Genomic DNA, 17426 nt, shown 5'->3' with positions numbered 1-17426 from the left:
GTCTCCTGGCAGAGACCCGCTACATCCTTCATACACCACTTTCGTGATGCATTGCATCGATGATTCAATGTGAAGATTAGTGCATCCGTACACTTTCCTTGTCTAAGGAGGTGATCCGACCGCAGGTTCCCCTACGGTCACCTTGTTACGACTTTTCCCTTGTCACGAACCTCAAGTTCGATAACGCCAATCAGACGTCACCTCGCTAAAAGCTCACTTCAATGAAACGACGGGCGGTGTGTGCAAGGAGCAGGGACGTATTCACCGCGCGATAATGACACGCAGTTACTAGGGATTCCATATTCGTGAGGGCGAGTTGCAGCCCTCAGTCATAACTGTGGTAATGTTTGAGGATTAACTCTTCCTTTCGGATTTGTGACCCATTGTCATTACCATTGCAGCCCGCGTGTGGCCCCAGAGTTTCGGGGCATACTGACCTGCCGTGGCCCCTTCCTTCCTCCGCATTAACTGCGGCGGTCCCGCTAATTCGCCCCACTACTCCTGAGAGTAATGGTGGCAACTAGAGGCAGGGATCTCGCTCGTTACCTGACTTAACAGGACATCTCACGGCACGAGCTGGCGACGGCCATGCACCACCTCTCAGCTTGTCTGGTAAAGTCTTCAGCTTGACCTTCATTCTGCTGTCTCTCCGGGTAAGATTTCTGGCGTTGACTCCAATTGAACCGCAGGCTTCACCCCTTGTGGTGCTCCCCCGCCAATTCCTTTAAGTTTCATACTTGCGTACGTACTTCCCAGGCGGCAAACTTAACGGCTTCCCTGCAGCACTGCATTGGCCACAAGCCAATGCATCACTGAGTTTGCATAGTTTACAGCTGGGACTACCCGGGTATCTAATCCGGTTTGCTCCCCCAGCTTTCATCCCTCACCGTCGGACGTGTTCTGGTAGACCGCCTTCGCCACAGGTGGTCATCAATAGATCAAAGGATTTTACCCCTTCCTACCGAGTACCGTCTACCTCTCCCACTCCCTAGCTCTGCAGTATTCCCGGCAGCCTGTACGTTGAGCGTACAGATTTAACCGAAAACTTACAGAGCCGGCTACGGATGCTTTAGGCCCAATAATCATCCTGACCACTTGAGGTGCTGGTTTTACCGCGGCGGCTGACACCAGAACTTGCCCACCCCTTATTCACCAGTGTTTCTAGGACTGGCAAAAGATTCGTTTAGCACAAATCACTCGGATTAACCTTGTCGTGCTTTCGCACATTGCAAAGTTTTCTCGCCTGCTGCGCCCCATAGGGCCTGGGTCCGTGTCTCAGTACCCATCTCCGGGCCACTCCTCTCAGAGCCCGTACCTGTAATAGTCTTGGTGGGCCATTACCTCACCAACAAACTGATAGGCCGCAGTCCCATCCTACGGCGATAAATCATTTGAAACATAAACCATTCCAGGCATAATGTTCTATCGGGCATTATACTCAGTTTCCCGAGTTTATTCCCGTCCATAGGGTAGGTTGACTACGCGTTACTGAGCCGTCTGCCTTGTATTGCTACAATGACTCGCATGGCTTAGTATCAATCCGATAGCAGTCAGGTCCGGCAGGATCAACCGGATTCTGATTCTTAATTTTGATTATTGAAGTACATTGTGTACTTTATTGGAATTGACGGATGCACATAATCTTCACATTTCAGAAATGATCTTTTGATCAGATCCTCATTTTGTATGCGTAACTGGAGGCCCATGAATCACAAAATGGCATAATACCATACTTCATCACAAGCGCCGCCTATTGCGTTACGTATGCAGAAGGTGAAGAATGTAGAAACCATATAAACCATGCGTGATTTTATGCCTGATCGGTATGATTTGTTGAAAAAATTACAAGAAATTTTTTACCCCTCCCCCTAGGCACAGGTTACGCACAAAAGAGGGTCAGTTTAGTTCACTTAAAATGGATGAATCAATCTTGTTCAATTGCTTTTGGACTATACTAAAGAATACAAGAAAAAGACAAAAAAATCTGCAAAATTATTTTCAGAGTCTGCAAAGTTACATGTCAATGGTGTTTCTCATAACATAAGATTTTATGAACCATATCCATTTGTTGTAAAATCATCCGGAGGGAAAAATCTTGTAGATGCAGATAACAACAAATACACAGATTACTGGATGGGTCACTGGAGTTTGATTTTAGGCCATGGCCCAAAAAAGGTCAAAGAATCACTTAAAAAACAAATTGAAAAAAGTTGGATGTATGGAACCGTAAACGAGCAGACAATATTACTATCTGAATTAATTTCCAAAAACGTTCCAGTATCTGAAAAGATTCGCTACGTTACATCAGGTACTGAAGCTACAATGTATGCAGTAAGACTTGCACGTTCAGTAACTGGCAAAAAAATTATTGCAAAGATTGATGGTGGATGGCATGGTTATACTTCTGATTTGTTAAAGTCAGTAAACTGGCCGTTTTCTGAATCTGAAAGTAGTGGTGTGATCAATGAGGAACAGATTGTATCAATTCCATACAATGACTTGGAGAAATCATTGGAGATACTATCAAGGCATTCAAAGGACTTGGCAGGTGTAATCATAGAACCAGTTTTAGGTGGAGGTGGATGCATTCCTGCAACTGCAGACTATCTAAAAGGAATTCAAGAGTTTTGCAAAAAAAACAACTCGTTATTTATTTTAGATGAGATAGTTACAGGATTTCGATTCAGATTTGGATGCTTGTATCCCACCATGAAGCTTGATCCTGACATTGTAACACTTGGAAAAATTGTTGGTGGCGGAATGGCAATTGGTGTAATGTGTGGCAAAAAGGAGATCATGGAGTATGCTGATACTAGAGGTAAGAAAAAATCAGAGCGAAGCTATGTTGGTGGTGGAACATTTTCTGCAAATCCAGCATCAATGGTATCAGGATTTGCAACGCTGAGTCAGCTAAAATCAAAAAAATCAATCTATTCAAAAATTAATGAATTGGGAGAATATGCTAGAAAGGAATTGACAAAGACATTTGATGGCAAGGTAATTGTTACTGGTAAGGGGTCATTGTTTATGACTCACTTTGTTTCAGATGGAGTAACAGAGATTACAAATTCTGTGCAGGCTGCAAAATGCGACAGTGCCATGCTGCAGAAATATCATTTCAAACTAATTGCACATGATGGGATATTTTTCTTACCAGGAAAACTAGGTGCAATTTCGGATGCCCATACCAAAGATGACATTAAGAAAATTCTAAAGGCATCTGAAGAATTCTAGTTAGGATAGTTTGTTTTTCTCCAAGCAATTAATTTGTTGAATATCTCCAAGTAATTATCCTCATTCATTGTAATGTGAACATGTGCAAAGAATTGTCCAAACTGAGATTCAAAAATCATCCTAAACTCGTCATTGAAGAATGGGACAGAAATTCCAATCTTTTTTAGATTATGAAATTCTGTGTCTTGGATTTGTACTGTTTTTTGTTTAATGATTACTCTCTTTTTTTGAGGATTTTTGTTAATTGATTTGTCAATGTCATCTTTTGTGTCATTCCCCCAGAGAGGAGGATCATGGGGCCATCTGTGGACAAACACTTTATGTGCTAGAAATGAAATATCTGAATCAGACAATAACTAGAATTTGTTTTATTTCAAATTAATAGTATCTTATTTTGGAGATCCTGATAATTTTACCAAAGAGTTGAAAATGTGTATATTGTAATTCCTACTAATAAAAATAAACTTACAATTATTGCTTTTTTTGTCATTTCGTGGCAATTCCAAAACTAATCTGAACAATCCATAAATTTTAGCAAATGAAATCGAGAAATTAGATTTAGAGACATGACTGAAAATTAAATTTTCATTAGTCCTTCTTTGATTAAGAACTGAATTCCTTGAACAAAGGAGGAGTCATCAATGGAGCCATCTGCCCACCATCCAGCATTAGTCTTTATCCAATCAGGGATGTCATTACCATCAGAAACAGAGCCTTGTTCAGTGACAGGTATTTTCATTAGTCCTTCTTTGATTAAGAACTGAATTCCTTGAACAAAGGAGGAGTCATCAATGGAGCCATCTGCCCACCATCCAGCATTAGTCTTTATCCAATCAGGGATTTTTGCATTGGACGATTTGTCCTCCACAGAAAGATTATCAGAATTTATCTCAAAAGAGATAATTTCAATTGTAGCCTTTGATGTTCCATATTGAACTTTGACATTATATTTTCCATCATGGAATTTTTCATTTAATATCATACTTTGATGGAATTTTGAATCTTCAGATACGGGAGTTTTCTGAGTTAGAATGAGATTATTTTCTGAATCAAAGATAGAAATTCTCAAATTTCTTTCTTCATCATATTTGTTAACTTTTCCAGAGAATGTGATTGAATCTCCAAGTAAATATGATGTATTATCAGAATTTATTTCAACAGTGTAATTATTAGAACTACTTTGTTCAGGAGGACCGCCATAGCCTATTGCTTGCTGTCCAGAGGAAGAGACAATCAACAAAGAGATTGTAAAAAGAATGAATAATGTATGTAGCATCATAAGTACAAACTCACAGTTTTCTCTTCATTTAAACGGTGAGAATGGTAGTTCAAATCAGTAATTCAGACATTTGATAGATTAGTTTTTTAGAAATCATCACTTTAGAAGAATCATGGAAAAGAAAAAAGAAGGAAAAGAGGCATATGCCACTGATGACCCCACAGAAACATCTGCAGAAGAGCAGGAAGAAATGGCAAAAGAGGCAATAAAGAAATTCAAGTCTTTAGGCTAAGCCAAACTTTCATTAGCAGTATATTATTTTCAAAATCATGGGACTGTTTGGCTCTAAAGAAGACATTGAAGATTTGCTGTACAATGCAATGTCATTTATGGAGAAGAACCAACCAAAGGGAGCAATCTCACTATTTAACAAAGTTCTAAAACAAGATTCCAAAAATGCCTCAGCGCTATACAACAAGGGATTGGCACTAAACCAAATCAAAAAGTATAGTGATGCAGTTACCTGCTTTGACAAACTACTTGAAATCAATCCAAAAGATGCACAAGCATACAACAACAAAGGAATTGCGATGGCAGAGATGGGAAATATTCAAGATGCAGCAGAATGCTACGACAAAGCAATAGAGGCAGACCCAAAACATGCCGCATCCTATTTCAACAAAGGAGTCTTGCTTGACAAGCTTCAAGAGCATGAAGAGGCAATAACAACATTAGAGAAGGCAATATCAATCGAGCCAAGAAAACCAAATGCATTATTTTACAAGGGAATAATATTAGGAAAACTCAAAAGACATGAAGAGGCGCTAAACTGCTTTGATAGTGTTTACAAGAACAATCCAAGTCATATGGATGCATTATTCCACAGAGGAATTGAACTTGCAGAGTTGGGAAAACATGAAAAAGCAATTGAGATTTTTGACAAGATCCTCTCAAAGCACAAGGACAATGTAAATATCATTTATGCAAAATCCAGAAGTAAAGTAGAATTAGGCAATATTTCTGAAGCACTAAATCTACTAAGGCAGGCAATTTCTAAAAACCCCAAAATCATTCGCAAGTGGGCAAAAGATGAAAAAATATTTGAAAAACTACACAGCAATGATGAGTTTAGAAGAATGGTAAAACTATAGAATCTTTTTTCTGACCGCATCTATTCGAATAATTTCAACTTTCTTTTTTGGATCAGATAGTCTTGCCTCAAAAATTGGAACGTAAACTTCTGTTAAATCATGGAGTATGAATTCCTCTTTGAGATCTCGTATATCAGGATCAAGTGGTTTTTTTAGATGAATTTTGAGTTTCTCAATTCCAGACTCGTATGGGAATTCTAGTTTTTTTACAGTATGCTGATTTTCATCCAGAATTCTTTGAGGATAGTTCTCAATGTTCTTTGAATCAATTTTGAATGGGAGTTCTGTTTCCATTCCATGATTGTCAAATGTTAGTTCGTCTTCTTCTTCAACAAATACATGCTCTTCTAGATTGATATCGACTTTGTTTTTGCCTCGCTTTCCAACAAAGGTTTTCTCCAATCCAGATTTTGAGCGAACCGGGAAAATTCCATCACCAATTGAAATTTCATGAACATTAGAATCAACATCAATAGTATGTACTGCTTTTCTGAAATAGTCGGCACTGTATTTTGCAGATACCACTAATGAGCACTCGTAGTATAATTTCATAGAATCAAGATGAATGTCTTCTTTTTTTGGCCTTGATAGTAAAGATTTGAAAGGATCAGTCTTTTTTTGCTCAACAACTTTTAGAGCTTCATCTTCATCCATATTTTTTCTAATTACGATTGTTTTTACATCAAAATCCTTCTCTTCCAAAACCAACTAAATTATGTATTTCCTTGTATTAAACCAATTCAGATAAGAAAGAGATAATAGAATTAAGATTAAAGAAGAATCATGGCAACAGCAAAAAAAGGCGGATATATTGGGCGATTTCTAAAAAAAGCAGACAAGGCAATCCAAGATGGAATTAAAAAAGCAGACGAGGCACTAGATGAAGCAGTTGAACTTGGAGAACTAACTGCAAAGGAAGCATCAAAAGTTAGCAAAGAATTATCAGCAAAAGCAAAAAAAGAGAGCATGGAGCTAAAAAAGAAAGGAGTCAATAAAATCAGTGAAGGGATGGCATCTGCAAAAAAGATGACAACTAGTACGCAAGAAGAATTAGAATTACTTGAAAAACTTGGTCAATTAAAAAAAGCAGGAGTTATCACTCAAAAGGAATTTCTAGAAAAGAAAAAGAAGATACTGAGTAAGATTTAGCATGGAAAAATCAAACATTTTTGGTTCTGGAGATAAAAGAAAGGTAAATCCTGATTGGTTTACAGGTAAAACATGGATGAAAGTATTATCTGAGAAAATTAAATCAAAAGATCAAGACATCTATCATGTACATTTTGAGAAAGGCTCTAGAACAAAACTTCACGAGCATGATGGAAATCAAGTATTAATGGTAACAAAAGGAAGAGGGAGTCTTGAGATTTTTAAAAAATATGGTACTAAAAAATCAGACTTTAAAATAAAAAGAGCAGAGAGGATTTCACTTAATGAAGGAGATATTGTACACATTCCTGCCCATGTTTTGCACACTCATGGTTCAATTGACAAGCAAAAAACATTCTCACATATTGCAATAAACATCCTACCAAAGAAAAATGCAGCATACAAAACAACTTGGTATGAATCAGATTTTAAAACCAAAGTTTCCAATATTATTTAGAAACAATGTCATTGAGAAAGAATTCTGAGATAGATTCTATTCAAGGCGACGAAGGAACAAACATCAAACAATATTTTCACCCACACAATACACTGAACGGAATCAATTACAGCTTGGCACAGTTCTCACTAAAACCTGGAAAAAGATCAAAACTACATAAAATAAAATCATCAGAAATTTACTATATCTTGGAAGGCAGTGCAAGACTCAAAGTAGATGAGGATTTTTTTACTCTTCAAAAAGATGACTCTGTTTTTGTCCCTCCAAATTCAGAGCAACATATTGAAAACATAGGAACGACAGATTTGAGATTTTTATGTATAGTTGAACCTGCTTGGAAAGCAGATGATGAAACAATCCTAGAATGATTTAAACCAGATTTTGATGAATGCAATTATTTTTAAGATATGACCAAGTTCTAGTTTTAGTGAATACATACCAAGCTGTCAGGATATTGAAAGTAAATCCTGATTCATCCCAAGAAGAGATCAAGGCAGCTTATAGAAAACTTGCACTAGAATATCATCCTGATAAAAACAAGGAGCAAAAAGAAGATTCAGAATTTAAGAAAATTACAGAAGCATATCACATGCTAAAAAATAATCAAACCACAAATTCTGAAAACCAAAAAAGCAGAGAATACAAATCAAGTGCAAAAACAGATTTTAAGAGAAAGCCACAGTGGGGAGCACCAGAAGACATTCCTCAGCAAGACTGGGGAAAGTACACCAGAGAATTTGAGGAAGGAGATCCGGATTTTTGGAAAGAGTATGAACGAAAGTTTTGGGAGGACTATAATGCACGAGTACGTGCAGATGGTAAAAATGGAGAGTTTGATAAAGCAAAAGAACCCAAACAGCAACCAAATCTTTTTGTCGATGTTGATGAAAGCAGATGCATAGGTTGTTGCAGTTGCGAAATAATTGCACCAGATGTTTTTCTAATCAATAAAGAATCAAAATCAAATCCAAAATCTTCAGTAATTAATCAAAGAGGGGCAGGAGTAAATAAAATTATGAATGCAGCTGAGACTTGTCCTACAAAGGCAATTATTGTAGAGAATAGCGATACAAAAGAGAGACTATATCCTTATTGAAATTAGTTTTTTAGTTTATTGTATAATTCATCAATTTCATTTTCAGAAAGTTTCAATGTAGAGTTAAACATGCTATGAATTGCACCAGCTGAATCAGAACTACTTCGTGGAACTAGATGTACATGAACATGAGGAACTTCTTGTCCTGCATCTTTGCCATTATGAATTGCAACCAATGTTGCACCAGTAATTGAATCAACTTTAGATATCATGGAATGGACTAACGAAAACAAATCAGTGTTCTCATCAACACTCATGTCTTGAATTTTTTGATGGTGATTTTTTGGAATTACAAGTACATGTCCCTTTGCCAGTGGAAATGCATCAAGAAAAGATATCGAGTGTTCAGTTTGGCTTAGAATTTTAGCTGTAATATCCCCTGAAATTATTTTACAAAATATACAGTCCATATTCATAATTTGAATAGTCAGAATATTAAATCATCCATTTATGGACTGACAATACTTGCCCATGCCAATCCCTGACCAAATTTGATGGTAGTAGTATCACCAGATTTTAGATTACAATTCTCAATTGTTTTTGGGATGCTATCACTTGTCTCAACATAGCAAACACCATTATCATTACTCAAAATGATAACCTCTTCAAAGACATCTTCTCTAATTAGATTCCAAAATGGGAATACAAGTGTGGATAGTACTATGCCTGCTACTACAAATGCACCTCCAAAAACTAATCCTGCCTTTTGACTAGAACTTAATTCCATTTTACCATGTACCGCCATCTCCTGCATTAGGATCTAATTTCTTTGCAGGTACATTTCCATGTGCTTTTTTCATATGTCGTTTTAATCGTTCAGGATCATGTAGTTCTGTACCACATGTTTCACATTTAGTTTGATTCTCATCTTCTTTCTTACGTTTGAACAAGCCCATAATTTTCTAAAATTTGGAAATACATTATAAAGGATACTCGATTTTTGAGAGCAGTGTCAATTAAAAACATCACAGTTTTGGGTTCTGGAGTAATGGGGCATGGAATTGCTCAAGTTTCAGCGACTGCTGGATACAATGTAGTTCTAAGAGATATTGAACAATCCTTTTTGGATAAAGCAATGGAGAAAATAAAATGGAGTCTAGACAAACTAGTCTCCAAAGAAAAAATTTCTAAACAAGAAGGAGATGCAATTTTTTCAAGAATTAAACCAGTAGTGGATTTAACTGAAGCAGTAAAAGATGCAGAACTTGTAATTGAAGTAGTTCCAGAAATTATGGATTTGAAGAAAAAAGTATATGCAGAATTAGACAAAGTAGCAGCACCTGATGTAATTTTTGCATCAAACACAAGCACACTTCCAATAACAGAGATTGCCAACACAACTTCTCGTCCTGAAAAATTTATTGGGATTCACTTTTTCAATCCACCACAACTAATGAAATTAGTTGAAATAATTCCTGGAGAGAAAACAGGTAAAGAAATCACAGAAATAACACAAGAATATGTAAAATCAGTAAACAAACAAGCAGTTATTTGCAGAAAAGATGTTCCAGGATTTATCATTAATAGATTATTCATACCAATGGTACATGAGGCATGTTATCTAAAAGATAGAACAGGTGCCACCCTTGAAGAAATAGATTCAGCAGTAAAATTCAAACTAGGATTCCCAATGGGAATATTTGAGCTGGCAGATTTTACTGGAATGGATGTAATTCACAAAGCAACTGTAGAGATGCATTTGAGAGATAAAAAAGTAATCAATCCCCACCCACTAGTTGAAAAAATGTTTGATGAGAAGAAGCTTGGACAAAAATCAGGAGAAGGATTTTACAAATATTCAGATGATAAATACGAACGAGTTACACTTTCTGAGGAATTGGCAACAAAATGTGATCCTATTCAGTTGGTTGCAAATATTCTAAACAATGCTGCATGGCTTGTCACAAATGGTGCAAGTGATATTAAAGAAATTGAAAAAGCAGCACAGTTAGGATTAGGATTGAAAAAACCATTATTTGAAACAGCAAAACAAATAGGAATTAAAAATATTGTTAATGAATTAAACAAACTAGCTGATGATAGTGGGGAATTTTACAAACCAGATCCATTACTAGTCTTTATGCAGTAGTTAATTCTAGAATTTTTTCCACTGCTTCTTTAGGAGTATCAACTCCAATTATCTTGATATTTTCTCTATGGTCAATAAAACCGTCAATGTATTGCTCAACTGTACCTCCCATTTTTCTAATTGCAACCATGGGTTTTTTGTGCATGTAAGATGCACATACTTCTGATAATGTTCCAGAACCTCCACCAATAATTATCACACCATCTGCGCTAAGGGCATTAAGAAAATCTCGTGTCAGACCCATTCCAGTTGGAATCACAATGTCACAGTATTCATTTGCCATTTTTGGATCATCTTGAGGGATAATTCCAACTGTTAATCCGTTAGAGTCATGAACACCATGCGCAACTGCATTCATCACCCCACCTAATCCTCCACAAATCAAAACAGATTTAGATTTTGCAATTTCAACGCCTACCTCATATGCAGTCTTTTCATGCTCAGGTCTGCAGCCGTTAGTATTATGACCAATTACCAAGATCTGACGCTTCTTTACCATATTCGAGATTGAGAAATTGGCTTGAAAAATCTTCTCATTTTTACAAGTGATTATAGTTTTTCTTGAAAAAGCAGAGAAAAGGATATTAGTAAAAAATACTAAGATTATTCATGGAAAGACGTTCAATGCCAGTATGTTTTACAGAAAAACAATACAAAATGATCGAAGAATTTGCCAAGAGAAATGGCATGCTTAATGCAAGTCAAGCCCTTGAGAAAATCTTAAAACAATAATACGATTTTGTTTTTATTATTTTTATTTGATACATTAGGGGACACTGCCTAAAATTTTACAATTATCTAATTGGTTTTGTAGAAAACAAAGGGAATATCCAAGGGAGAACTTGGGAAAATGTACAAAACAAATATTCCAAAAGTAGATTGGATGCTCATTTCAGTCAATAGAGGGAAAGGACTACTAAAACTCGTCCTCTATTTTTATTACATTTAATAATTAATTTATTAAAATCAACATAGACATGGGACTATTTAGTAAAAAGCCATCATATTGTGCAGTTTGCAACAAGGAATTAACTCACAAACACAAACCAAAAAGAGAATGGAATATCAAAGGGAGACTTTGTGGCGATTGTCACTATGAGAAATCAAAAGAATACTATGAAGGTAAAGTAAGACAACCATGTGTAGTGTGTGGAAATACTCAAAAAATTACTGATTTGTGGGAACCACGTTGGCAATGGGACATGGAAGGATTGTTATGTAAAGCATGTTTTGACAAAAAAGAAGAATCACATGGAAAAGCAAAAGACTTTTGTGCACTATGTGGTGGAAAAATGGGATTAATCAGATACAATCCAAAAGGAAAGTGGAAGATTGAAGGCCAGTTATGCAGAACTTGTTGGGATGAAAAGAAAGCAGAGTTTGGATAATCTTGGGGTTTTTTAAAAAAAGCAAATGCGATATGTGTGAGAAAAAGTTCTCAAAAGAAGAAGAATTGATGAATCATAAACAAATTGTTCATGGAAAAGATTTACAATATGATTGCAAGGAGTGTAACAAGTATTTCTCAAACATGGAAGATATGAGAACACATTTGCAAAGAGAGCACAGTTACAAAAAAGACAGATAATTAAATTGCTTTTACTGTCTTAACTACTGGTGGTCGTACTTTAGTAAAGACTCTAAATCCACAGATGCATTTGATTTCAGGTAATCGAGATAATTCAGTGTTTGAAACAGTTGTTCCACATCTAAGACAGGAATAATTTACATCAAATGTCTCAACAGGAGTTTCTTCTACTTCATCAAAGTTATCTTCAACCATGTTTATCATCAAAATTTCTATAATTTAAGGCTACCAGATTATGTGAGAGAGAGTTCAATGTAAACATCATCAGGGATTTTCAGTCGCATCAGTTGTCTAATTGCCTTATCATCAGCGTTGATATTGATTATTCTTCTATGCATTTTCATTTCCCATTTTTCATAGGTTTCAGTTCCGTTTCCACATGGTGATTTTCTTGTAGCAACATGTAATCGTTTTACAGGAAGTGGGGTTGGACCTTTAACTTTAACACCAGTTTTTTTACCGATTCCCATTATTTCCCCACATACACCATCTAATTTTGGAAGACTGGTGGAAGTGAGTTTAACACGGGCGGTTTGTGTCATAAATATACGCCTATGGTTTGTACTCTTCAGTAATCTCTTTAACGATTCCTGCTGCGATAGTTGCACCCATATCTCTGAGAGCAAATCTACCCATTTCAGGGAAATCTTTGAAAGTTTCTATGCAAGTTGGTCTTACTGGTCTGATTTTTACAATTGCAGAATCTCCAACTTTAAGGAACTTTGGATTTTCTTCCTCAACAGCTCCAGTTGCTGGGTTGATCTTTTGGAGGAACTCAGTAACAGTTGCTGCAACTTGTGCAGTGTGTGCATGCATTACTGGTGTATAACCAGGTGCAATTGCTGTTGGGTGATGAATTACAATAATTTGTGCTTTGAATTCTTTTGCAACCATTGGAGGGGCATCAGGAGTACCAAGAACATCTCCTCTCTTGATATCTTTCTTTTCAATACCTCTCAAGTTGAAACCAATGTTATCGCCTGCTTCTGCAGATGGCATTTCAGTGTGGTGAGTCTCAATTGATTTGATTTCACCTTGTGCGCCAGATGGCATTACAACGATTTTCTGATTGGCTTTCATTACACCGGTCTCTACTCTACCTACAGGTACAGTACCTACACCGGTAATGGTATAAACATCTTGAATTGGAACACGTAGTGGTTTACCAATTGGTTTTTCAGCTACTGTAAAGTCATCAAATGCTTCAAGTAGTGTTTTTCCTTTGTACCAAGCCATGTTCTCAGATTTTTTAACCAAGTTATCGCCTTTCCATCCAGAAACTGGAATGAATGGTACATTTTCTAGTTTGTAACCTACAGATTTTACTAATTTTTCACCTTTCTCTTTTGCTGCATTGTATGCATCCTCTTTGTATTCGACTGCATCCATCTTGTTGATTGCAACAATTAGTTGGCCTACACCGAGTGTCTTTAGCAAGAATGCGTGTTCTCTTGCTTGACCACCTGCAGCAATTGCAGTATCGGTTTCACCCTCTTTTGCAGATAGTACCAAAACGGCTGCATCTGCTTCAGAAGCGCCAGTAATCATGTTTTTAATAAAGTCCCTGTGACCAGGAGCGTCAATCAAAGTAAAGAAGTACTTTGGAGACTCAAACTTTTGGAAAGCTAGATCGATTGTAATACCTCTTTCTCTTTCATCTTTAATGTTATCCATAACCCATGCATACTTGAAAGTATCACCTTTTCCGGTCTTCTCGGATTCGGCTCCGTGTGCTGCAATTGTTCTTTCATCTACAACACCAAGATCCATCAAGAAATGACCCATAGTTGTTGATTTTCCATTATCAATATGACCTGTAACAATCAGGTTCAAGTGTGGTTTATCTGCCATATGAAGAGCGTATTTGAGGGCATTTATTACTGTTATGAATTTTTGAAGAAAAATTAAAAAAAAATCAATTAATTTCAGATCACAAGACTTTGCTAAAAGCACATAAATCAAAGGGGCAAAAATGGTAGATATGAAAATAACAGTTTCTGTTATCAAAGCAGATGTTGGTGGAGTTGGAGGTCACACAAAACCAAGCGATAGATTACTTGATGCAATTAAAAATACAGTAAAAAATTCTTCAGACTTACTCATAGATCATTATATCGGTTATTGTGGGGATGACACCCACATTGTAATGACACATACACATGGTGTTGACAATCAACAGATCCATAAATTAGCATGGGATGCTTTCATGGCAGGAACCCAAGTTGCAAAAGAAGAAGGGCTGTATGGAGCAGGACAAGATTTGCTTAAGGATTCATTTTCAGGAAATGTAAAGGGAATGGGCCCAGGAGTTGCAGAATTAGAATTTGAGGAAAGACCAAATGAAGCATTTACAGTATTTGCAGCAGATAAAACAGAACCAGGGGCATTTAATTATCCAATTTACAGAATGTTTGTAGATGCACTTAGCAATACAGGATTAATTGTAAACAAAAGTCTTGCCAAAGGTGTCAAATTCCACATCATGGATGTAGAGAAAGCTCAAATTGCAGAATTAGAATTATGGGAAGATAAACCAACATTAGAAGCTGCATTGATGTATCCGGGAAGATATGTTGTAGATTCAGTGTATACAAAAGATGGAGAACCAATTCTTGATGCATCTACGGACAGATTACACAATATTGCAGGCACATATGTTGGAAAAGATGATCCAATCTGTATCGTTAGAACTCAAAAGAATTTTCCAGCTACAGAAGAAGTAGGAAGTGTCTTTAACAATCCACATTTTGTTGCAGGAAACACTAGAGGTAGTCACAATATGCCATTAATGCCTGTAAAACTAAATTCAGCTGCAACAATTAATTTTTGCATTCCAATAGTAGAGGCATTAGTGTTTAGTATGCATAACGGAAAACTAACTGGTCCATTTGATGGATTCTCAACTCCTGATTGGGACTACATTAGAGAGATTGCAACAAAGAAAGCAATGGCAATTAGAAGTCAAGGATTCATTCATCCTGCAACACTTGTTCCATCAGAATTAGAATATGCTGAAGGATATAGAGCAAGAATGGATGTTCTAGAAAGCAAGATGAAGCCCATGGAAGAAACTTCCAGTGGAGAAAAGAAAGAAAATTACGAAGATCCAGATTAGTCATTTTCTAGAGTTAAATCATAGGGAATAGTTAATAGCCAAAACAACGTAGCAAAATCACACAATGATGGATTTTCAAAAAATCTTTGATTGGAAAACTTACATATTCACTGCACTAGCGGTAATTTCGTTTTCAAATTTCATGGCAGTTTTATTTGGGCAAACCATCCCAGGAATAATTTTAGCATTTTTCAAAATAGCTGGAGAGTATGTGATTTTAGGGGCTGTGTTTATTTTTGCGCTTGCATGGCTTCTCAAAGCTAAACCCCATAATCGTCCCAAGCAATATTCAGTTGTGGTTTTTGATGTGTTTGGAAAAAAATCAAAGATAGACGGAATTAGAACTGAATTCAAAACTCATGATGTTGCATGGAGTTTTATGAAACAGTACAAAAAAGATTACCCGTTATGCAATTTTGCCCTTGTATCTGATCTTCCAAAATCAGACAAACCAACAATTTTCAGATACATTTAAGATTCATACTTTTATTCGGGAATAGATTATGAATTAGAATGGAGTTCTCCATCTTAGCTGATTCTTTTTTCAAAATGGAGTCAACCACAAAGAGATTAGAGCTAACAAAAATACTAGTCGAACTGTTTGAAAAAACACCCCACGATGTTATTTCAAAAATTGTTTATCTATTGCAAGGAAAATTAAGGCCAGATTTTGAAGGAATTGAGTTAGGAGTTGCAGAAAAACTTGCAATAAAGGCCATTTCAAAATCCTCGGGAATTCAAATTAAAAAAATAGAAGACGAATACAGAAAGGGAGGAGACATCGGACATGCAGCATCAATTATTCTAGAGCAGAAAACACAAACAACATTTCTTGTAGAAGATATTACAGTGGAGAGAGTCTATGAGACCCTGTTTAAAATTTCAAAATCAGAAGGATCACGCTCTCAAGACATGAAGATGAAATACATCTCCAGTCTACTAAATGACGCAACACCATTAGAGGCCAGTTATATTTTGAAGATTTTACTAGGAACATTGCGCTTAGGAATTGCTGAGAATACAGTAATGGATGCATTGGCAATAGCTTTTTCTGGAAACAAAGAGAATAGAAAAATTTTAGAGCATGCATATAATGTTTCAAGTGATTTAGGTAAAGTTGCAGAAACAATTGCAACAAAAGGAATTTCAGGAATTGAGAAATTTGAAATTATTTTATTTAATCCAATTAGGCCAATGCTAGCAGATAGAGTAAAGAGTGAACAAGAGGCAATTGAAAAGTTAGGAAATGAATTTGCAGCTGAATACAAACTAGATGGAGAGAGAGTACAAATTCATGTAGAAGGAAATAAGGTTGTATTATTCTCAAGAAGTTTGGAAAATATTTCAAGTTATTATCCAGATATAATTGAAAAAATTCCACAAGCCATTCAAGCTGACAACGCAATACTAGAGGCAGAAGCTGTTGCAATCAATGAGAATACTGGGGAGTTTTTACCATTTCAGGAATTAATGCATAGAAGACGAAAATACAAAATTGAAAAAGCAGTTACACAGTATCCAATTACAGTTAATTTTTTTGATATACTGTATTGCAATGATAAAAGTTGTTTGAAGTTAAGCTATGCAGAAAGAAGAGAAAAACTGGAGAAAATTGTCAAAGAAGATGATTTTGCAAAATACATACCAATGGAAGTAGTGAGAAATGAAAATGAGATTGAGGACTTTTTAGAGAACAGCATCAATTCGGGAAGCGAGGGCTTGATGTTAAAGCAGTTAGAAAAACCATACCAAGCAGGGTCCAGAGGAAGTTACTGGTTAAAGCTAAAAAGAGAATATCAAAATGAACTAGGAGACAGTTTAGATCTGGTTGTTGTGGGAGGATTTTTTGGAAAAGGAAGAAGAACTGGAAATTATGGAACACTATTGCTTGCAACATATGATGAAGACGAAGATGTGTTCACAAGTATTTGCAAAGTCGGGACTGGATTTTCTGATGATAGTTTAGATCAATTATATCAAATTCTAAATCCTAAAGTTACAATCAAAAAAAATCCCCGAATTCTCAGTGAGATGGAAGCTGATGTTTGGTTTGAGCCAGAGTTAGTTATCGAAGTTGTAGCATCAGAAATAACACTCAGTCCAATTCACAAAGCTGCAAAAGATGTTATTAGAAAAGGAGCAGGACTAGCTTTGAGATTCCCAAAATTTACTGGAAAGATCAGATTAGAAAAAGCAGCTGAAGATGCATCAACAAATGAAGAGGTAATTACACTTTACAAAGGGCAGAAAAAAGTGGCACATGATAAAAATTTGATATAATCGCGCTCAAAAAGTATCAGAAATCATAGAGGATTTAAATTACCTGTG

Annotated in this window: 22 protein-coding genes, 1 rRNA gene and 1 pseudogene; 13 read left to right on the top strand and 11 right to left on the bottom strand. The window is 36.2% G+C overall.

The window, feature by feature from the left end; genetic code table 11:
- Positions 1-105: 105 nt before the first annotated feature.
- Positions 106-1576: ribosomal RNA gene (locus ACX119_RS03955) — 16S ribosomal RNA — on the bottom strand.
- Between the two features lie 362 nt (positions 1577-1938).
- On the opposite strand from ACX119_RS03955, the gene ACX119_RS03950 reads away from it, so the two are divergent.
- Positions 1939-3234: an aspartate aminotransferase family protein gene (locus tag ACX119_RS03950; RefSeq protein ID WP_459351825.1), complete on the top strand. Its 1296-nt coding sequence runs from the start codon at positions 1939-1941 to the stop codon at positions 3232-3234.
- On the opposite strand, the gene ACX119_RS03945 is transcribed toward ACX119_RS03950, so the two are convergent.
- Both ACX119_RS03945 and ACX119_RS03940 read right to left on the bottom strand, forming a co-directional pair.
- Positions 3231-3587, bottom strand: coding sequence for a hypothetical protein (locus tag ACX119_RS03945; RefSeq protein WP_459351824.1), 357 nt, complete (start codon positions 3585-3587; stop codon positions 3231-3233). The genes ACX119_RS03950 and ACX119_RS03945 overlap by 4 nt on opposite strands.
- 224 nt (positions 3588-3811) lie before the next feature.
- Positions 3812-4075, bottom strand: a pseudogene (locus ACX119_RS03940) (hypothetical protein); the annotation flags it as partial.
- A 707-nt stretch (positions 4076-4782) separates the two neighbouring features.
- On the opposite strand from ACX119_RS03940, the gene ACX119_RS03935 reads away from it, so the two are divergent.
- Positions 4783-5604 carry a tetratricopeptide repeat protein gene (locus ACX119_RS03935; RefSeq protein ID WP_459351823.1) on the top strand — a complete coding sequence of 274 codons (822 nt, stop codon included), beginning with the start codon at positions 4783-4785 and terminating at the stop codon, positions 5602-5604.
- Here the strand turns inward: ACX119_RS03935 and ACX119_RS03930 are convergent.
- Complete coding sequence (locus ACX119_RS03930) at positions 5599-6306, bottom strand: hypothetical protein (protein WP_459351822.1); 708 nt, start codon at positions 6304-6306, stop codon at positions 5599-5601. The two genes, ACX119_RS03935 and ACX119_RS03930, sit on opposite strands and share 6 nt — an antisense overlap.
- 81 nt (positions 6307-6387) lie before the next feature.
- Between ACX119_RS03930 and ACX119_RS03925 the strand changes: the two genes are divergently transcribed.
- Genes ACX119_RS03925 through ACX119_RS03910 form a run of 4 tightly spaced genes read left to right on the top strand, consistent with a single transcriptional unit; the run spans position 6388 to position 8306 of the window.
- Positions 6388-6753, top strand: a complete 366-nt coding sequence (locus ACX119_RS03925) for an SHOCT domain-containing protein (protein ID WP_459351821.1) — start codon at positions 6388-6390, stop codon at positions 6751-6753.
- Between the two features lies 1 nt (position 6754).
- Positions 6755-7210 (top strand): cupin domain-containing protein, encoded by a 456-nt coding sequence (locus ACX119_RS03920; RefSeq protein WP_459351820.1) that lies wholly within the window; start codon positions 6755-6757, stop codon positions 7208-7210.
- Positions 7211-7215: 5 nt separating this feature from the next.
- Entirely contained in the window at positions 7216-7578 is a 363-nt protein-coding gene (locus ACX119_RS03915) for a cupin domain-containing protein (RefSeq protein ID WP_459351819.1), read from the top strand.
- A 59-nt stretch (positions 7579-7637) separates the two neighbouring features.
- Complete coding sequence (locus ACX119_RS03910) at positions 7638-8306, top strand: DnaJ domain-containing protein (RefSeq protein ID WP_459351818.1); 669 nt, start codon at positions 7638-7640, stop codon at positions 8304-8306.
- 2 nt (positions 8307-8308) lie between these two features.
- Here ACX119_RS03910 and ACX119_RS03905 read toward each other — a convergent pair whose 3' ends face one another.
- Genes ACX119_RS03905 through ACX119_RS03895 form a run of 3 tightly spaced genes read right to left on the bottom strand, consistent with a single transcriptional unit; the run spans position 8309 to position 9202 of the window.
- Positions 8309-8716: an HIT family protein gene (locus ACX119_RS03905; RefSeq protein ID WP_459351817.1), complete on the bottom strand. Its 408-nt coding sequence runs from the start codon at positions 8714-8716 to the stop codon at positions 8309-8311.
- A 38-nt stretch (positions 8717-8754) separates the two neighbouring features.
- Positions 8755-9033 carry a hypothetical protein gene (locus ACX119_RS03900; RefSeq protein WP_459351816.1) on the bottom strand — a complete coding sequence of 93 codons (279 nt, stop codon included), beginning with the start codon at positions 9031-9033 and terminating at the stop codon, positions 8755-8757.
- Between the two features lies 1 nt (position 9034).
- Positions 9035-9202, bottom strand: a complete 168-nt coding sequence (locus ACX119_RS03895) for a hypothetical protein (RefSeq protein WP_459351815.1) — start codon at positions 9200-9202, stop codon at positions 9035-9037.
- Positions 9203-9255: 53 nt separating this feature from the next.
- On the opposite strand from ACX119_RS03895, the gene ACX119_RS03890 reads away from it, so the two are divergent.
- A complete protein-coding gene (locus tag ACX119_RS03890) occupies positions 9256-10395 on the top strand; it encodes a 3-hydroxyacyl-CoA dehydrogenase (protein ID WP_459351814.1) in 1140 nt (379 codons plus the stop codon).
- Here ACX119_RS03890 and ACX119_RS03885 read toward each other — a convergent pair.
- Entirely contained in the window at positions 10385-10894 is a 510-nt protein-coding gene (locus ACX119_RS03885) for a TIGR00725 family protein (RefSeq protein WP_459351813.1), read from the bottom strand. The genes ACX119_RS03890 and ACX119_RS03885 overlap by 11 nt on opposite strands.
- 110 nt (positions 10895-11004) lie before the next feature.
- Here ACX119_RS03885 and ACX119_RS03880 point away from each other — a divergent pair, with 110 nt between their 5' ends.
- From ACX119_RS03880 to ACX119_RS03870, 3 genes are all read left to right on the top strand, one after another.
- Entirely contained in the window at positions 11005-11127 is a 123-nt protein-coding gene (locus ACX119_RS03880) for a hypothetical protein (protein WP_297592653.1), read from the top strand.
- 245 nt (positions 11128-11372) lie between these two features.
- Positions 11373-11783 (top strand): hypothetical protein, encoded by a 411-nt coding sequence (locus tag ACX119_RS03875; RefSeq protein WP_459351812.1) that lies wholly within the window; start codon positions 11373-11375, stop codon positions 11781-11783.
- 2 nt (positions 11784-11785) lie between these two features.
- Entirely contained in the window at positions 11786-11983 is a 198-nt protein-coding gene (locus ACX119_RS03870) for a C2H2-type zinc finger protein (RefSeq protein WP_459351811.1), read from the top strand.
- On the opposite strand, the gene ACX119_RS03865 is transcribed toward ACX119_RS03870, so the two are convergent.
- The 3 genes from ACX119_RS03865 to tuf are packed head-to-tail and all read right to left on the bottom strand — an operon-like array spanning position 11984 to position 13834.
- On the bottom strand, positions 11984-12187 hold the full coding sequence (locus ACX119_RS03865) for a TFIIB-type zinc ribbon-containing protein (RefSeq protein ID WP_459351995.1): 204 nt from the start codon (positions 12185-12187) through the stop codon (positions 11984-11986).
- A 29-nt stretch (positions 12188-12216) separates the two neighbouring features.
- Entirely contained in the window at positions 12217-12525 is a 309-nt protein-coding gene (gene rpsJ, locus ACX119_RS03860) for a 30S ribosomal protein S10 (protein ID WP_012215416.1), read from the bottom strand.
- Positions 12526-12535: 10 nt separating this feature from the next.
- The gene (tuf, locus tag ACX119_RS03855) at positions 12536-13834 is read right to left on the bottom strand and encodes a translation elongation factor EF-1 subunit alpha (RefSeq protein WP_459351810.1); all 1299 of its coding nucleotides are present in this window, start codon (positions 13832-13834) and stop codon (positions 12536-12538) included.
- Between the two features lie 130 nt (positions 13835-13964).
- On the opposite strand from tuf, the gene fbp reads away from it, so the two are divergent.
- The 3 genes from fbp to ACX119_RS03840 all read left to right on the top strand — a co-directional run bounded on the left by fbp (position 13965) and on the right by ACX119_RS03840 (position 17378).
- Complete coding sequence (fbp, locus tag ACX119_RS03850) at positions 13965-15098, top strand: fructose-1,6-bisphosphate aldolase/phosphatase (protein WP_459351994.1); 1134 nt, start codon at positions 13965-13967, stop codon at positions 15096-15098.
- A 64-nt stretch (positions 15099-15162) separates the two neighbouring features.
- Positions 15163-15573: a hypothetical protein gene (locus tag ACX119_RS03845; protein WP_459351809.1), complete on the top strand. Its 411-nt coding sequence runs from the start codon at positions 15163-15165 to the stop codon at positions 15571-15573.
- 38 nt (positions 15574-15611) lie between these two features.
- The gene (locus ACX119_RS03840; protein ID WP_459351808.1) at positions 15612-17378 is read left to right on the top strand and encodes an ATP-dependent DNA ligase; all 1767 of its coding nucleotides are present in this window, start codon (positions 15612-15614) and stop codon (positions 17376-17378) included.
- Positions 17379-17426 lie beyond the last annotated feature (48 nt).

This window comes from Nitrosopumilus sp. S4, from assembly GCF_054515835.1.
Note: the sequence above shows the minus strand (reverse complement) of the source record. Positions and strands in the feature narration are given on the sequence as shown.

Excerpts from the sequence above, each read along its gene's own strand:
- ACX119_RS03905 (WP_459351817.1), bottom strand. The coding sequence starts at position 8,716 with ATGGACTGTATATTTTGTAAAATAATTTCAGGGGATATTACAGCTAAA.
- ACX119_RS03900 (WP_459351816.1), bottom strand. The coding sequence starts at position 9,033 with ATGGAATTAAGTTCTAGTCAAAAGGCAGGATTAGTTTTTGGAGGTGCA.
- ACX119_RS03925 (WP_459351821.1), top strand. The coding sequence starts at position 6,388 with ATGGCAACAGCAAAAAAAGGCGGATATATTGGGCGATTTCTAAAAAAA.
- ACX119_RS03845 (WP_459351809.1), top strand. The coding sequence starts at position 15,163 with ATGATGGATTTTCAAAAAATCTTTGATTGGAAAACTTACATATTCACT.
- ACX119_RS03880 (WP_297592653.1), top strand. The coding sequence starts at position 11,005 with ATGGAAAGACGTTCAATGCCAGTATGTTTTACAGAAAAACAATACAAA.
- ACX119_RS03865 (WP_459351995.1), bottom strand. The coding sequence starts at position 12,187 with ATGATAAACATGGTTGAAGATAACTTTGATGAAGTAGAAGAAACTCCT.
- ACX119_RS03920 (WP_459351820.1), top strand. The coding sequence starts at position 6,755 with ATGGAAAAATCAAACATTTTTGGTTCTGGAGATAAAAGAAAGGTAAAT.
- tuf (WP_459351810.1), bottom strand. The coding sequence starts at position 13,834 with ATGGCAGATAAACCACACTTGAACCTGATTGTTACAGGTCATATTGAT.
- ACX119_RS03895 (WP_459351815.1), bottom strand. The coding sequence starts at position 9,202 with ATGGGCTTGTTCAAACGTAAGAAAGAAGATGAGAATCAAACTAAATGT.
- ACX119_RS03935 (WP_459351823.1), top strand. The coding sequence starts at position 4,783 with ATGGGACTGTTTGGCTCTAAAGAAGACATTGAAGATTTGCTGTACAAT.
- ACX119_RS03915 (WP_459351819.1), top strand. The coding sequence starts at position 7,216 with ATGTCATTGAGAAAGAATTCTGAGATAGATTCTATTCAAGGCGACGAA.
- rpsJ (WP_012215416.1), bottom strand. The coding sequence starts at position 12,525 with ATGACACAAACCGCCCGTGTTAAACTCACTTCCACCAGTCTTCCAAAA.
- fbp (WP_459351994.1), top strand. The coding sequence starts at position 13,965 with ATGAAAATAACAGTTTCTGTTATCAAAGCAGATGTTGGTGGAGTTGGA.
- ACX119_RS03875 (WP_459351812.1), top strand. The coding sequence starts at position 11,373 with ATGGGACTATTTAGTAAAAAGCCATCATATTGTGCAGTTTGCAACAAG.
- ACX119_RS03885 (WP_459351813.1), bottom strand. The coding sequence starts at position 10,894 with ATGGTAAAGAAGCGTCAGATCTTGGTAATTGGTCATAATACTAACGGC.
- ACX119_RS03840 (WP_459351808.1), top strand. The coding sequence starts at position 15,612 with ATGGAGTTCTCCATCTTAGCTGATTCTTTTTTCAAAATGGAGTCAACC.